The organism is Pollutimonas subterranea (assembly GCF_002849655.1).
In the GTDB taxonomy this organism is placed as follows: Bacteria; Pseudomonadota; Gammaproteobacteria; order Burkholderiales; family Burkholderiaceae_B; genus Pollutimonas; species Pollutimonas subterranea.
Genome location: NZ_PDNW01000004.1, coordinates 95,981 through 112,186, shown reverse-complemented (window position 1 = coordinate 112,186; position 16,206 = coordinate 95,981). Strand labels below are relative to the sequence as shown.

13 protein-coding genes are annotated in these 16,206 nt (G+C 57.8%); 11 read left to right on the top strand and 2 right to left on the bottom strand.

The features are described from left to right. Positions 1-253: 253 nt before the first annotated feature. A complete protein-coding gene (locus tag CR159_RS06395; protein ID WP_102073177.1) occupies positions 254-1,450 on the bottom strand; it encodes an MFS transporter in 1,197 nt (398 codons plus the stop codon). 171 nt (positions 1,451-1,621) lie between these two features. Between CR159_RS06395 and CR159_RS06390 the strand changes: the two genes are divergently transcribed. Both CR159_RS06390 and CR159_RS06385 read left to right on the top strand, forming a co-directional pair. After that, positions 1,622-2,731, top strand: coding sequence for a hypothetical protein (locus CR159_RS06390; protein WP_102073176.1), 1,110 nt, complete (start codon positions 1,622-1,624; stop codon positions 2,729-2,731). Between the two features lie 45 nt (positions 2,732-2,776). Next, positions 2,777-4,276, top strand: coding sequence for an argininosuccinate lyase (locus tag CR159_RS06385; RefSeq protein ID WP_102073175.1), 1,500 nt, complete (start codon positions 2,777-2,779; stop codon positions 4,274-4,276). A 31-nt stretch (positions 4,277-4,307) separates the two neighbouring features. On the opposite strand, the gene CR159_RS06380 is transcribed toward CR159_RS06385, so the two are convergent. Beyond that, a complete protein-coding gene (locus CR159_RS06380; RefSeq protein ID WP_102073174.1) occupies positions 4,308-5,939 on the bottom strand; it encodes a GMC family oxidoreductase in 1,632 nt (543 codons plus the stop codon). Between the two features lie 201 nt (positions 5,940-6,140). Between CR159_RS06380 and CR159_RS06375 the strand changes: the two genes are divergently transcribed. The 9 genes from CR159_RS06375 to sorT all read left to right on the top strand — a co-directional run bounded on the left by CR159_RS06375 (position 6,141) and on the right by sorT (position 16,189). Next, positions 6,141-7,175 carry a TRAP transporter substrate-binding protein gene (locus CR159_RS06375; protein ID WP_102073173.1) on the top strand — a complete coding sequence of 345 codons (1,035 nt, stop codon included), beginning with the start codon at positions 6,141-6,143 and terminating at the stop codon, positions 7,173-7,175. A 7-nt stretch (positions 7,176-7,182) separates the two neighbouring features. Continuing rightward, positions 7,183-7,788, top strand: coding sequence for a TRAP transporter small permease subunit (locus CR159_RS06370; protein ID WP_102073172.1), 606 nt, complete (start codon positions 7,183-7,185; stop codon positions 7,786-7,788). Next, entirely contained in the window at positions 7,785-9,125 is a 1,341-nt protein-coding gene (locus CR159_RS06365) for a TRAP transporter large permease (protein ID WP_102073171.1), read from the top strand. Before CR159_RS06370 ends, CR159_RS06365 begins: the two co-directional genes overlap by 4 nt. A 39-nt stretch (positions 9,126-9,164) precedes the next feature. Next, positions 9,165-9,932: an SDR family NAD(P)-dependent oxidoreductase gene (locus tag CR159_RS06360; RefSeq protein ID WP_102073170.1), complete on the top strand. Its 768-nt coding sequence runs from the start codon at positions 9,165-9,167 to the stop codon at positions 9,930-9,932. Positions 9,933-9,964: 32 nt separating this feature from the next. Next, entirely contained in the window at positions 9,965-12,154 is a 2,190-nt protein-coding gene (locus CR159_RS06355) for an alpha-ketoacid dehydrogenase subunit alpha/beta (RefSeq protein ID WP_102073169.1), read from the top strand. 10 nt (positions 12,155-12,164) lie between these two features. Then, complete coding sequence (locus CR159_RS06350; protein ID WP_102073357.1) at positions 12,165-12,887, top strand: SDR family NAD(P)-dependent oxidoreductase; 723 nt, start codon at positions 12,165-12,167, stop codon at positions 12,885-12,887. A 12-nt stretch (positions 12,888-12,899) separates the two neighbouring features. Further along, the gene (locus CR159_RS06345) at positions 12,900-13,595 is read left to right on the top strand and encodes a GntR family transcriptional regulator (RefSeq protein WP_102073168.1); all 696 of its coding nucleotides are present in this window, start codon (positions 12,900-12,902) and stop codon (positions 13,593-13,595) included. 15 nt (positions 13,596-13,610) lie between these two features. Next, positions 13,611-14,786: a dihydrolipoamide acetyltransferase family protein gene (locus CR159_RS06340; RefSeq protein ID WP_102073167.1), complete on the top strand. Its 1,176-nt coding sequence runs from the start codon at positions 13,611-13,613 to the stop codon at positions 14,784-14,786. A 167-nt stretch (positions 14,787-14,953) separates the two neighbouring features. Next, positions 14,954-16,189, top strand: coding sequence for a SorT family sulfite dehydrogenase catalytic subunit (gene sorT / locus CR159_RS06335; RefSeq protein WP_102073166.1), 1,236 nt, complete (start codon positions 14,954-14,956; stop codon positions 16,187-16,189). Positions 16,190-16,206 lie beyond the last annotated feature (17 nt).

Below are 16,206 nucleotides of genomic sequence, written 5' to 3'. Positions count from 1 at the left end.
GCAATGGGCCTGCTGGGTTTGAAGCGGACCGGAAGTCCGATAACTAAAACCCGCACATCGACATGAAGTTCGCCCACTGCACTTGCATTTGGGGCGTAAGATGTCCGACGAAAGACAGCGCCAAAACCGCAGCAAGGGCAAGCCAGCCCACCACACGCCACAGACTCAGGCGGTGAACGGGTCTTACCGTTGTTCCGGTGGTGTCAGATGAAGAGCTCGTGGGCATGTGCGTCACCGTGTCTTTAGTTTGGCGTCAGGCCGCCGCCGGACTGGCCAGCGTCTGTTCCTTGATGGGCAGGCACAGCACCGCAGCAACTACGGCCAGCGCGATGCCTGTCCACCACACCATTGTATAGCCGCCCGTGGTTTGGTACACATAGCCGCCCATCCATACGCCGATAAAGCTGCCGACCTGATGCCCCAGAAAGGCAATGCCCGACAAGGTGGCGGCATACCGAAAACCATAGATCTGTCCGATCAGGCCCTGGGTGAGCGGCACGGTACCGAGCCAGAACAGGCCCATCCATGCGGCAAACACGTAAGCAACCCAGGGTGTCAGCGGCACGGCGAGCAGGAAGATAATGCCGAATGCCCGCAGGAAATAGATGGCCGCCAGCAGCGTTTTCTTGCTATAGCGCCCGCCGAGCTTGCCGGCATAAATACAGCCCGCAACGTTGAAGAGTCCGATCAAGGCGATAGCCGTGGCGCCATGCGCCGCGGTCAACCCGCCATCGGTCAGGTAGGCGGGCAGGTGCAGCGTGATGAAGGCTGTGTGGAAGCCGCAAACGGCGTAGCTCCAGAACAGGAAGTGAAACGAGGGGTGGGCAAGTGCCTGGCGTATGGCGCCGCCCAGGCTGAGCGTGCCGATGCTGGACTCCGGGCGGCCCCGGAGAAATGCGGCCAGCGGCAAACCGGCAGCGACAAACAGTGAAAGCACCCATAATGCGCCCGTCCAGTCCATGGTCGAGATCAGCACCTGGCCGGTCGGCACGACGGCAAACTGCCCCAAAGAGCCACCCGCACTGGCTATCCCCATTGCCGTGCTTCGATAGGCCGGCGGGACAGCGCGCGCCACGACCGGCAGAATGACGGGGAACGTCGTGCCGGCCTGGCCCAGGCCCACCATCACGCCTGCCGTCAGGTACAGGGACATTTCATCGCTGGACAAGCGCATTCCGACCATGCCAAGCACATACAGCACTGCTCCCAGCGCAATCGTGCGCCCGGCCCCGTAGCGGTCTGCCAGCATGCCCATGAAAATAGCGCCGACGCCCCAGACGATGTTTTGAATGGCGAAAGCCAGTGAAAAGACATCGCGTCCCCAGCCATGCTCCAGGCCCATGGGCTGCATGAACAAACCGAAGGTGGCACGCACCCCGAGCGATAGCAGCACGATAAAGGCGCCGATATAAAGCGTGCGCATATAAGGTGGTTGAGTCTGGGTCGTCATGGAATGGGCCGTTGTGTGGCGTTGGCAGGATGGCGTCTTGCAGGCATCGGGAATAGTAGCACCGGGCAGGGCGACGCACCATGTTTCACAGGTGCCTCGGTATCGCTACCGGATACCGCGGCACCTCTGCTACAGTAAACGTCCCTGCTTGCACACTATCGAGCCCGTCCCATGAAAACGCTATTAGTCGCCGGCCTGTTCGCTTTGCTGGGTGCGCTCCTGATCACGAGTCTCTACAAGCCCAAGCCTTTGGAGGCGCAGCTGCTGCACCTGCAGGTGCAGCAATCCATGCCGGAAGCGGCCAGCGAGATGGTCCGCGAGCCTGCAGAAATCCAAGCGCTTTTTCTCGTGTATGCCGACGATCCGGTTTTGCTTGCGAAGGCAAGGCTCGCGCTTCTGCGCTATCCCGACATGGCCAGGCCCATCTTTCTGATGTTAGGGGAAAGCCAGGATTTTCAGGAGGTGCTTCGCCGCTACGGCGAGGACGTGACCCTGCCTATTCATTTCTTCCTGACCCATGAGGTATTCACCCTGGAATTGATGCGGGGGCTCAGCGAGACCGCCCAGTCGGCACTCAGCGCGGTCCGGCGAATGTGGAATGGCAACGAGACAGCCCCAGCCACTACCAATGGTGCGCTGACAGCCGAAGAGCGCGGCAGGTATGCCGTTCAGTTCATCAAGGCGGAGGGCTACGACTTTCTTGGCCAATTCGTGATCAGCCCCAAGGGAGACGTAGGCTGGGTCCAGACAGAGCGGGTGCTGGAAGGCATCAATAGCTTCTTTGCCGGCGGGATAAAAGGGCTGGAAAGCAAAGTTCGCCGTGATGAAGCCATCGCCATGGGTGACGTGGGCTGGGCGGCCCTGGATGTCGCCATCGGCGTGAGCGCGCTCAAGGTGTTGCGCATGGGCCGTACCACTGCGGTAGGCGGGCGGTCCCTTACTTTTTCGCAGCGTTCCGCGGCGCTGGGAGCGGGCTTGTGGCGCGGTAGCGTGATTGGCGCCAGACTGGTGAAGTACGGTGCGCCGGCGGTACTGGCGTATATTGCAATCCGGCATCCGAGCGTGATCAACTCGCTGCTGGGGTCCGCCGCCGAAAAGCTCGGCTTGCCGGTGGGCCTGGTGCAGATCGTGGGCTGGACGCTGGTACTGCTTCCGATCATGCTGTTGTTGCGCTTTGTTCTTGGGCCGCTGGCTTGGTTGATGGCCGGTTTGGTAGGCATGCTGCGTGGACTGGACAGGCTGCTGCGTCGGCGCAGCCTGCGTACTGCGCCGACATCGTAATTCTGAAATTTTTGACAATAAAACATTCTATCTTGGAGACAAAACATGAAATCACTCGCACTTCCAGTGTTGAGCTTTTCCCTGCTTGCTTATTGTGCAGGGGCTTATGCCGCCGACACCAAAAGGGATGAATTCTTTTGGCTGGGGGAAATGAACAAGGCTACGCTGGTCATCAATACTGAACAAGGCCTGATCGAAAAGTCAGCGGCGCCGGTTTTTGCGCAGGGTATCGAAAAGGTAATCGCGGCCGGTGACCAGAAGGGCGCCAAGAGGCCTTCGACGGTTATTACTTTTGAACCGCTGATGATAGAGGCAGCGGGACCCGAGATCACGCTGCTGCACGCTGGCCGCTCCAGCCAGGACATGCATGCCACGTATCGTGCGGCTATCTTGCGCGACGACCTGCTGGCGCTTGCCCAGCAATTGCATCAGACTAGCGCTACGCTGGTGGCCCTGTCGGAACGTCACAAAGACACCATTGTTCCCAACTACACGAACGGTGTGGCAGCGCAGCCCAACAGCTATGGCCATTACCTGCTTGCCCATGCCGCCGGCCTGCGGCGTGATGCCCAGCGCATACGTGAAACGTATGCACGCATAGATCGTTCCGCCATGGGCACGACTGTGCTGAATGGCACGAGCTGGCCACTGAATCGTGAGCGCATGGCCAGCTACCTTGGCTTTTCCGGGATCGTCGAGAACGCGTACGATGCATCCCAGATTGCATCGATGGAACATCCCGTTGAAGTGGGCGCGGTGGTAACCAGCATTGCGCTGCATACCGGCCAGTTTGTCGAGGATTTGCTTACGCAGTACGCGCAGCCGCGGCCCTGGATCTTGCTGGAAGAGGGCGGCGATAATACCTACGTATCCAGTGCCATGCCGCAAAAGCGCAATCCCGGACTGCTCAACAATACCCGCAGCAGTGCTTCCACCGCCCTTACCCTGGCCTTCGGTCCGGCGATCCAGGCACACAACATTACGCCAGGCATGTCAGATCCCAAGAGCGCAAAAACCAATAGCGCGATGGTGCAAAGCGCCGTCAAGGCGCTGTCGGGTTGGGATCGCGTGCTGAAGGCCTTGGTGGTGAGCCCTGATCGCGCCCTTGAAGAGCTCAATAGCGACTGGACCGCATCGCAGGAGCTCGCCGATGCGTTAATGCGCAACCACGGGCTGCCCTTCCGGATCGGCCATCATTTTGCCTCGGAAGTCGTGGGCTATGCCAAGAAGAACAACATCAAGCCGCTTGAGTTTCCTTATGCCGAGGCGCAGCGTATTTATGCTGAAACGGTAAAAGGGACGGACTATCCGCAAACGCTTCCAATGAGCGAGGCCCTGTTCAAGGAAAACCTGGATCCGCTGATGATCGTGAAGAATCGCAAAACAAGTGGTGGTCCGCAGCCGGCCGAAATGCAACGCATGATTGCTGCCGCCAAAGACGATCTCGTTGCCCAGCAAAACTGGATCAACGACCAACGCAATAAGATCACTACGGCGCTAGGGCGGCTGGATGCCGATTTTGATAAATTGCGGACGGCCAAATAGCCCTTGCGGTAGATGAAAGAATAGTCTGTTGCTAACTGCGCCGTATCAAATCTGCTGCTTTGTTGCCAATCATCATCGTTGCCGCGCACGTATTGGCCGAGGGAATCGACGGCATGACTGAAGAATCGACCACGCGCAGGTTCTGGATACCATGTACACGAAGGCGGCTGTCGACGACGGCGAGTTTGTCGTCGGCGGGCCCCATGCGGGCGGTCCCGTTGACATGATATGAGGACACGCCATAGCGCCTGGCGAAGTCGAGCAATTCGTTGTCCGACTCACATAGCTCGCCAGGCAGGGTTTCTTTATCGAAATAGGGTTCAAGAGGCTTAGAGCGCAGCAGCCTGCGAGCAAGCCGAATGCCACGGATCAAAGTGAGCTGGTCGTCGGGATGATCCAGGTAATTGGGCTGGACGATTGGATCCCGGAAAGGATCGGCCGAATTGATACGCACGTATCCTCTGCTCGCAGGCCGGTGCTGCCATACTCCGGTCGTCATGCCGGGAAAGTCGTCCAGCATGCCGACATAGCCTTCCTTGTAGCTGGCAGGAGAAAAAACGCCCTGCAAATCCGGAACAGGAAGGTCCGGCCGGGATTTCCAGAAGTAGTGCACTAAAGAGGGGCTTAATGCCATCACGCTGGGTTTTTTTCTTAGCCATTTGTATATCTGGCCGCCAAGTTTCAAGCCTTTAACGAGTTCGTTCATTGTCTCGCTATTCTTTACCCGCGCGACGACCCGAACGGAGTAATGGTCGCTGAGGTTTTCGCCCACGCCCGGCAAGTCGTGCACCAGGGGAATGCCTACCGACTGCAAGAGACCTGCCGGGCCTACACCAGATAATTGGAGCAGCTTGGGGGTGTTGATGGCTCCGCAGGCAATGATTACTTCTTTGGCGGCCATAACCGTCTTGCCGCTTGCCGGCTGCCGGGGATGGCAGTAAGTCACGCCAATGGCTTTTTTCCCTTCAAACAAGATCTGGCTTGCCTGAGCATAAGTCTTGATGTGCAGGTTGGGGCGGGACTTTATCGGCTTGAGGAAGCTGCGTGCGGTACTCATGCGCCAGCCCTTGTCGATTGTTCGCTGGAAGTAGCCTACCCCCGCCTGGTCCAGGCCGTTGTAGTCCGGATTGCGCGGAATACCGGCTTCGACCGCGCCCGCCATGAACGCCTCGCAAAGAGGATGTATCCAGTCGATATCGGAAATGGGCAATTCGCCGGAACGGCCACGGTAGTAGTCGTCGCCACCTGTCCTTTTTTCGAGGGACTTGAAATAGGGTAGTACGTCGCTGTAAGCCCAGCCCGGATTGCCTCGGTTGGCCCACGCGTCGTAGTCGCTGCGTTGGCCACGGTTGTAGACAAGGCCGTTTATCGATGTGGATCCGCCCAGCGTGCGACCTTGCGGGATCGGTATGCGGCGGCCATGGGTGTTCTCTGTCGGTTCGCTGGAAAACTGCCACGCATACTTGGGGTTGAATACGACTTTTATGAAGCCTGCGGGTATGTGGAGAAACGGTGTGTGGTCCGGCGGACCCGCTTCCAGTAGACATACCGTAGATCCGTCCTCGGACAAGCGGTTTGCCAGTATCGCCCCTGCAGCACCCGACCCGACAATGACGTAATCGAAATATTCCGCGCTTGAAGCCAAAGATTTTGCTTTGCTCATGAGCCGTCTCATTCCCGTGTGGCAGCTGATTTTGATGCAGTGATGGACGTGAATAGTATGGCACAGATCTAGTTATTTTGTGATCACAAATATCATATTGACATTGTATTTTCTGCCTTGTAGTATCAACCAACACCGCACGCAACGATGGTGTACCAGAATCTCATCAAGCAGGTTCATTTGGATCATATAGGAGACGACATGAAGCTTAAATACACCATTGCTGCGCTCTCGGCAGCGTTCAGTTTTGCAGCGGCGCCCGCCGCCAGCGCCGTGGAAGTCGATGTGGCCAGCACCTTTCCCAAAGACATGCTATTTCTCGGAGACGGGCTGAAGCAGTTCGCCAAGGCTGTTGATGAAATCAGCAACGGCGACATCAAGATAAAGATCCATGGTGCCGGCGACCTGGTGCCGGCTCTCGAGGTATTGAATGCAGTCAGCAGCGGTGCCGTAAGTGGCGGATACGATTGGGTAGGGTATTGGGGCGGTACGATTCCGGTGGCCAACCTAGTAGGGGCCTTGCCTTTTGGGCCCACGCCAGAAGTACTGGCGGAATGGATCTGGGAAGGTGGTGGTATGCAAATCATCCAGAAAGCTTACGACGCGCACAACGTCAAGTTTCTTCCTTGCGTGGTCGTGCCGGCCGAGCCTGCTGGCTGGTTCAACAAGGAAATCAAAACTGTTGCAGACCTCCAGGGTTTGAAGATGCGAATAGGCGGGCTGGCCGGGCGTGCCTTGACCAAGGTAGGGGTCAGTCCGCAAATGATTCCAGGCGGCGAAGTCTTTGTTTCGCTTGAGCGCGGCCGCATCGACGCCGCCGAGTTCTCCCTTCCGGCCATCGACGAGAGCATTCAGCTGCAAAAGGCGGCAAAGTACTACTACTTCCCGGGCTGGCATCAACCGTCCAGCATCAATTCCGTCACCTTCAACAAAAAAGTATGGGACGGCTTCAGCGATCTGCAGAAGAATCAAATCACAACGGCTTGCAGGTCTTCATTCCTGTGGACACTTACAAACGGCGTGCCGGAACAGTTGGCCACCTTGAAGCGCATGGAAAAGGGTGGAACCACAATCAAACGCTTGCCTGACGAGGTGCTGGCTGCCTTGCGCAAGGCAACCCATGAAGTCATCGAAGAGGAGCGCAAGAGAGATCCTCTATTCGATGAGGCGTACGGATCGTTAAGCGCATATATCGAAGGCGCAGATCGCTGGAAATCCTTGCAAAGCTTGAAATGAGGTAAGTATGGACAGGCGCTCCCATCCGGGCGTCATAACGCGATGGGGAGATGCGCTGCTCGATGCGTGCGCACTTCCCGGCCGTTATGCCTCCGCAGTGATCTTTATTCTCATCTTCGTTGTGCTGGTTACCGTAATCGGTGCGCAATTTGGCCTCAGCGACCTGGGCAAGTGGGAAACACGCATCCCCCTGCTGGGTACTCATTTGAGCATGACAAGCCTGGGTGAACTGCAGTGGCATCTGTTTTCCCTGTTGATCATGTTGTCAGGCGCCTATGCCCTGAAAGAAGACCGACATGTGCGTGTTGATGTCCTGTCGGCGCGCTTTTCTGACCGTACCCGGCTCTACATAGATATTTTCGGCGACCTCTTTTTATTGCTTCCCTTCTTCGCATTGTTGGCGTGGTACTCCCTCAGTTTCGCTCAAACGGCATATCAGTTCGGAGAGCAGTCCAACGCGGGCGGCCTGGTCGATCGATACCTTGTGAAAGCGGTGTTGCCGATCGGCAGTGTATTGATGCTGGGCGCCGGGGTAGGCCGTATCATGCGGAATCTGGGCTTGTTGTTGTCCTCACGTACACCGGAAGCCGCTGCGGAGAGCCCAGTACGATGACTTATCTCTTACCTTCCTTGATGCTGCTGGCCCTCGTCGCCGGTATCTTTTCAGGGTATCCGGTTGCCTTTCTGTTAGCTGGCCTCTCTGTGTTGTTCATGTTGCTTGGCGATATAACGCTTGCCTCGTTTTCACTCATTACCAGCCGGGTTTTCGGATCCGTCCTGGAAAATTGGATCCTGGCCGCCATCCCGCTGTTTATTTTTATGGGCATCATGCTCGACAAGTCCAAAGTGGCGAATAAGCTGTTGAGCGAACTTGAAGCCCTGTTCGGTGGCAAGCCAGGAGGCCTGGGGCTGGCAGTCGTGATTATTGGCATCATCATGGCCGCCAGCACCGGCATTATCGGCGCATCGGTGGTGCTCATGGGGACCATGGCCTTGCCACTCATGCTTAGGCAGGGCTACGACAAAACAGTGGCAATAGGCACTGTCCTTGGCTCGGGCACCCTGGGCATCCTTATCCCGCCCAGCATCATGCTGGTCGTGTTCGGCGATGTCATGCAAATACCCATTGGTGATCTGTTTGCAGGCGCCCTGATCCCCGGCTTGATGCTGGGCGGCTTCTATGCGCTGTATATCATTTATATAGCCATAACCAACCCGAAGAAAGTGCCGCCCGGGCCGGCCCCGCCTGCGGGAAGCCGTGGAAAGCTGATGCTGCGCCTGATGTGGAACCTTATCGTTCCTGGGCTTCTGATTTCAAGCGTGCTGGTTTCCATTGTGGTTGGCGTGGCCACGCCAACCGAAGGTGCTGCAATCGGCGCGTTCGGCGCCTTGGTGCTGGCAATGTTCAGCGGCCAGCTGTCATGGTCCGTACTGAAGTCCAGCCTGAAGGAGACCTGCCTTACGACGGGCATGATACTGATACTGGCGATAGGCGCCACGGCGTTCAGCCTGGTTTTCAAGCGCGTCGGCGGACAAAGCATGATCGAAGATGCTGCCGGCATGCTGGGAGCAAGCCCGTACATGGTGGTCCTGGCCATCATGGTGCTTATCTTTGTACTCGGCTTTTTCCTGGAATGGATAGAAATCTCGTTCCTGGTCCTGCCTTTATTCGCACCCATCGTGGCGGGGCTGGATTTTGGCGATGCATTCGCGAACCAGGGCGAAGTGATGATCTGGTTTGCCCTGTTGGTAGCCATCAATCTGCAGACCTCGTTCCTTACGCCGCCATTCGGCTATGCGCTTTTCTACCTCAAAGGCATCGCCATACCCGGCGTCACCACGGCCGACATCTATCGAGGTGTCGTTCCGATCGTGCTGATGCAGCTTCTCGGTGTCTTGCTTGTTGCGCTTTTTCCGATTATCGCCCTGTGGCTACCGGGGAAAGTGTGATGTGCGTTTCACCTATCGGTTTCTAATGGATCTGGACCTATGCATAACGGCTTATTCGATTTAGTCGGCAAGACGGCGTTTATAACAGGGGCGGCCGGAGGTATCGGGTCTGAAATTGCGCGCACGTTTGCCCAGTGCGGGGCCAGCCTGATGCTTGCCGACCGAGACCTGGAACACATGCACGACCTGGCCTCTGAACTGCGTTCGGCAGGTCATAAGGTCAACGCGGTCGCGCTGCAGGTGCAGCATCCGGGCCAGTGCGGCGACGCAGTCCAAGAGGCGCTGGATTCGTATGGGGGGGTCGACATTCTGGTCAATAGCGCCGGAGTCAACACGCGTATGCGGCCCGAAGCATATACGGAATCCATATGGGATGAAATTATCGACATTAATCTGAAAGGCACGTTCAATATGTGCCAGGCGGCACACGCTTCCTTGGCCGTCAAGGGTGGCAAGATCGTCAATATCGGCTCGATCCTGTCCCTGGTGTCCAATGCCATGACTGCTCCGTATTCGGCCAGCAAGGGCGGCGTTCTGCAATTGACTAAATCGCTTGCCTGCGCCTGGGCCGAAAATGGCATCAATGTAAACGTGATCTTGCCGGGTTGGATCGATACGGCCTTGTCGCGTCAGGCAAGGGTCGATATTGCGGGGCATGCCGAACGGGTGGTGCAAACCACTCCCATGAAGCGTTGGGGCACACCGCAAGACATCGTCGGCGCGGCTGTCTTCCTGGCTAGTCCTGCGTCGGATTTCATGACCGGTGCCAGCCTTGTCGTGGATGGCGGCGTGACTGCACACGCCTAGGGGATTCAAATGTACAAAGTAACGGAGACGCCATGCGCCTGATCGGGATCGATAACACCACGCCCATGCAAAGGCTTGAGATAGAAGAGGCTGACTGGGAAAAACTAAGCGCCCTCGACGCCAAGCGGCTGGTCACTTTGCTTCTGGCAGCGCGCCATTTCGAGGAACGCATACTGCTGCTCGATAAATTGAATCTGGTGCATGGGCCGGCACACTCCAGTCTGGGGCAAGAAGGCGGCGCAGCCGGCTGTATTGCCGCGCTACCGATTGCCACCATGATCAACGGCACGCATCGGGCTCACCATCAGTGCCTGGCCAAAGCAATCAACGCACTGTATGAGGCTGATTTCGATCCCGCCGTTACCGGCCGGCTAACCGAAAGCATGCGCGAGGAAACGCGCAGAATGATGCACGAGATCCTGGGCTTGCGCGACGGCTGGACGGGGGGGCGCGGGGGCTCCATGCACTTGCGTCGCGCCGAGCTTGGCATTATGGGCACCAACGCCATCGTGGCGGGCGGGCTGCCCATTGCATGCGGACATGCCTTTGCGGAAAAAGCCAGGCACGGTACCTCGCTGATGGTCAGCTTCTTTGGCGATGGCGCTGTTCACCAGGGAGCCACGCACGAAGCCATGAATCTGGCCGCGCTGTATCGACTACCCCTGTTGTTTTTCCTGGAAAATAATCGATACGCGGTCTCGATGAGCATCGAGCAATCCACCTTCCAGACGCAACTGCTTACCCGTCCGCAGGCCCATGGCATTCCTTCGGTTTCCGTCGATGGAATGAATCCCTTTGCCGTGTGGCTGGCTGCCCGATGGGCGCAAGAGCAAATCCAGGAACACGGCGGCCCGGCGTTCATCCAGGCAGATGTTTATCGCTTTTATCACCAAAGCTCGTCGGTACCAGGCAGCGCATTCGGTTATCGAACGCGCGACGAAGAAGACCAGTGGCGGCAACGCGATCCGTGGCCGCTACTCAAGCGTGAACTGCTTGCGCGGGAAATCCTGCATGAAGCTGACCTGGACGCAATCGACGAAGCAACAGCCGAGGCGGTTGAGGCTGCCTATCAGTCATGCGTGGAAGGGTCGGGTTCTGCTACCCGCATACGGGCTGAACTTTGGCCCGATGTTGCGACGGTAGACGATAGCCTCACGAGCGATATGTCGGAATTCGACGGCGTGACGTTTTCCGAGATCGAGGATTTTGCTCCCGATCAATTGGAAAGCCTTTCATTTATTGAAGCTATGCCGCGCGTTGCGCGCGCGCGCATGCAAGAAGACGACTCCATCTACATCTTCGGCGAAGATGTCGCCAATATGGGCGGGGGCACGGTTGGGGCGACCCGAGGCCTGCTTGAGCAATACGGCGACCGGGTCATCAATACACCGATTACCGAGAATGGTTTTTGCGGTTTGGCGACCGGGGCAGCGCTGTCGGGTTTGCGGCCTATTGTCGAACTGATGTACAGCGATTTTTTCCTGGTCGCTGGCGACCAATTATTGAATCAGGCAGGAAAAATACGTCATCTGTTTGGCGGTACGGCCTCGGTACCCTTGGTATTGCGCACTCGGGTGCCTGGGCACGAAGGCTACGGTTCCCAGCATTCGATGGACCCTGCAGGCGTCTTCGCGTTGTTTCCAGGCTGGCGAATCGTGGCGCCGTCCAATGCCTTCGATTACGTGGGCTTGATGAACTCGGCGCTGCTTTGCAACGATCCCGTGCTGGTCATTGAGCCTCAGGAATTGCACAGGATCAAGACCTTGGTGCCCAAGGAGTGCAACTATTTTATTCCTATCGGGAAAGCCCGTCGTGTCGCTGAAGGTTCCGACATTACGCTGCTGGCCACGCTGACGATGGTCGAGGTTTGCAAAGATGTGGCCGAACGCCTGGGCGTGAGCGCCGACGTGATCGACTTGCGTACCTTGTCGCAGCGCGACGTCGACTACGACACGATAGGCGCATCGGTCAAGAAGACCGGACGTGTTGCGATTGTCGAACAAACCACTCGGGGAGCCAGCATAGGGGCCATCATCGCGGATGAAATACAGCGGCGGTTTTTTGACTATCTGGACCAGCCGGTCAAGCGGGTAACCGGACGTTGGGCATCACCGGTCGTTTCGAAAGCCCTCGAGGCGGCTGCGCTGGCAAGCCCGGACGACGTGGAGGCGGCAGTGAAAGCCATGATGGTAGACAGTGGCCTTGCTGTCTCCGGCACTTGAGGACATCGATATGCCTTTCTCATTGACTGGAAAAGTGGTGGTTATCACTGGCGCGGCGGGCGGCATAGGCTCGGAGACAGCAAGGGTGTGTGCCGGTCTGGGCGCCAGCCTGATATTGGCCGACCGCGAGGATCCCCTTGAAATAGCCGGCGAATTGCGAGCCGCTGGCGCGTCGGTGCAGACCTGTGCTTTCGATGTCCGCGACCGAAAGGCGTGCGAGGACTTTCTGCAGCGCGTGCCGCGGCTGGACGTTATCGTGGCGAATGCGGGCTACTGCCCCTGGGATGACTGGAATGATCCAGACTGGGACGACGTATTCCATGAAACGGTCGACATCAATGCGCTGGGCGTCATCAACTTGCTGCGTCCGGGACTCGATAAAATGATGCAGCAGCGCGGCGGCCGTATGGTCCTGGTATCGTCTGTGGCGGGGCGCATGGGCGGTCTCAGGGCAAGCCCGCACTATGTTATCGCCAAGGGTGGCATCAACGCTCTGGTCAAGTGGTTGGCGAGGAAGGCGGCCCCCTATGGTATTACGGTAAATGCCGTCGCCCCAGGTGCCACAGCCACCAATATGGTGCGCGACCAGGTCTTTGACGAGCAGGCCATTCCGCTGGGCCGGATGGCCTCGCCCCGCGAGATTGCATTGCCTATCGCCTTTCTATGTTCTGATGCCGCCAGCTACATATGCGGAACCATCCTGGACGTGAACGGCGGCGTCTATATGAATTGAACCTGGAATTTTATGAGCAGTATGTTGGAAGGTTTGTTGCCGCGTCAGGAAAGAACGACGATGGCGGACAAGGTATATCTCGATATCAAGCGACTGCTGCTGTCGGGGTCTATTCCGCCCGGCGAGAAGGTGACGTTGCGCGGGTTGGCCAACGTGCTTGGCACAAGCCCCATGCCGGTGCGCGACGCGGTGACTCGGCTGGTCATCGAAGGCGCGCTGGACATGCTGCCGAATCGGGGCTTGCGCGTGTTCAAGCCCAAGCTTCGAAAATTTCGCGAGATCGTCAAGTTGCGCTGCTGTCTCGAAGGTTTTGCGGCCGAAGAAGCCGTCGGGCATATGGATCAGCAGACCATCACCCAAATCAAGGGGTACGTGCGGAAATTTGACCGCCTGGGCCGCCAGAAGAAGCTTGATATGGTTGCCGTCATTGAGGCGAATCGTGAGATTCACTTCACGTTGTATGCCGCAGCGGAAATGCCCATGCTCGAGACGATGATCGAGAATATCTGGACGCAGATCGCGCCAGTGTTCGCATTGAGCATGAGCACCAAAGACAGGCGCTCCGAAAAGTGGGAGTCGTTCGACCATCACGGCCAATTGCTGCGGGCGTTGCTTGCCCGGGACGGGCAGGCTGCGCGCGACGCCGTCGTCGCGGACATTCGCGATGCGGCTGCCTATATCGAAAGCATCGCTAATTTATCGGATTGACAGGAGACTGGTGCAATGACCATACAAGTTCTGATGCCCGGTGTCGGCGCAGGCACGTCCCACGGAAAAATTATTCAGTGGCTGAAGCAGAAAGGAGACAAGGTGTCCGCCGGCGATATCCTGGCCGAGGTCGAAACCGATAAGGCCGTGATCGAAGTCGAGGCTTTCGATGAAGGCGTCCTGCAGGAGATTGTCGTCGAGGCAGGTGACGTTGAAGTGGCCACTGGCGAGGTAATCGCAGTATTGTCGAATTCGGCACAAATCCAGCCGAAGGACATCGCGCCTGCGACGGACTTTCCTCGTCATTTCGCCAGCCCGTCGGCACGGCGATTGGCTCGCCAGGCCGACGTCGATGTCACGGCCTTGAAAGGCAGCGGCCCGGGGGGGCGGGTCGTTCGTGTCGACGTCGAAGCTGCGGCTGCGCGTACTGCGTCTGTCCCGGCCCCAACGCCTGCGCCACCAGCGATGCGCCGATCGTCCGCGCCGGAGCTGGCAACGCACGCAGAGCAAATTCCGCACAGCACTATGCGCAAGACCATCGCGCGACGCTTGCAGGAAGCAAAGCAGCAGATTCCGCATTTTTATCTCGCCGTCGACTGCAACATGGACGCGCTATGGGAGATGCGGGCGCACATAAACGGCACGCTAGCCAACGCCGGCCAAGACTTGAACATCACGATCAACGATGTACTGGTCTATGTGGTGGCGCGGACGATGGCAAGAGTTCCGAGTGTGAATGTGCGTTGGGCCGCCGACGCCATGCAGCAAAACAGCGCGATCGATATAAGTGTGGCCGTGTCCACGGCAAAGGGCCTGGTAACTCCTGTCGTCAGGGATGCGGACCGCAAAAGCCTCGGGAATATCTCCCGGGAGCTTCGCGCTTTCGTTGGCCGGGCAAGAGCAGGACGATTGGCGCCTGCGGATTATGAAGGCGGAGGGCTGACGATATCCAACCTGGGCATGCAGGGCATCAAGGCGTTTGCGGCGATCATCAATCCGCCGCAAGCCGCTATCCTGGCCTTCGGCGCCGTGGAGAAACGGCCCATCATACGGGACGACGTGCTTGCTATTGGCCGCGTCATGACGGTTACGATGTCAGCAGACCATCGGGCAATAGACGGCGCCCTTGCCGCAACCTTTCTGGCGGAGCTAAAGGGCTTGCTCGAAAACCCATATTCCCTGATCGTATAGAAGATGAAAGCATGCACTACAGTCGATTGCAATGAGGTAGAAGTATCGGCCTGCAGTAACGCTCTTTAGCTTAAAGCCTTGCTGTCGTTATGGTTATAAGTTATAAGTTCATAGCGAAAAACAATAACAGTCACTTGCCGCTATCCGCCAAAAAAAGGAGAACCTTTATGAAAACATCTACGGACATCACACGTCGGCGCATGCTTATCACCGCGAGCGGTGCAGTAGCCTGGGCCGGCCTTGGTGGCGGCTTGGCATTGGCCGACTCCACCGAACCCGCCGCCAAGTCCGCGCCCGGCCCGGTATCCAGTGCCAAGCCCTTGCCCCCGTATGCCAAGTGGAAAGATGCCGACAGCATGATCGTCCACAGCGCCAACACCATCGAAACACGCCGCAACGCCTTTGGCTCCAGCGGCATCACTCCGCTGGACAGGCTGTACATCCGGAACAATATTGCGCCGCCGTCCGAAGATATCATGAAGGATCCGGACGCCTGGAAGCTGGAGGTCAGCGGCGTCAAATCCCCGCGCAGCTTTACCGTGGCAGAACTCAAGTCGCTGGGGCTGGCCTCGGTCACCATCGTATTGCAGTGTTCCGGCAATGGCAGGGGCTTTTCCGAGCATAAACCTAGCGGCACGCAGTGGACGGTGGGTGCCGCTGGCTGCGTGATCTTTACCGGTGTTCCTGTCAAGGCTGTTCTTGAGGCCACGGGCGGTATGGCCGATGGCATGGTCTATATGACCAGTACCGGCGGCGAAGAGATTCCGCCTGGCCTGGATCCCAAGAGCATCATGGTGGAGCGTTCGGTACCAGTGTCTGGTATCGAAGACGCGATTCTTGCCTGGGAGGCCAATGGCGAACCCTTGCCATTGGCCCATGGTGGCCCGCTGCGTGTCATTGTGCCGGGCTATGCGGGTGTGAATAACGTGAAGTACGTCAAGCATGTCGCCTTCACCAAGGAGCAATCGCCCGCCAACATTCAGCAGAGCAGCTACCGTTTCTCACCCATAGGCGTGAAGGGCACCCCGGAATTCGATTCGATCTGGGAAATGGACCCTAAGTCCTGGGTCACTCTGCCCTCGGATCCCGGCGTACCGGTGAAGGCCGGCCGCGTCCAGATCAGTGGTGTTGCCATGGGCGGCATGAGTGAAGCCAAGAAGGTCGAGGTCTCCGTCAATGGCGGTAAGGACTGGCAAGAGGCTACGCTTACCGGGCCGGATTTGGGCAAATATGCCTGGCGCGGCTTCGTGCTGGCCGCCGACCTGAAGCCCGGCAAATATGAGCTCGCCAGCCGGGTTACGAATGCAGACGGCACGTCCCAGCCCGAAATGCGCAAGGAAAATAATCGCGGGTATATGAACAATAGCTGGCGTGACCACATGGTTACGATAGACGTCGCCTAAGCTTTTTCCGGAATGAC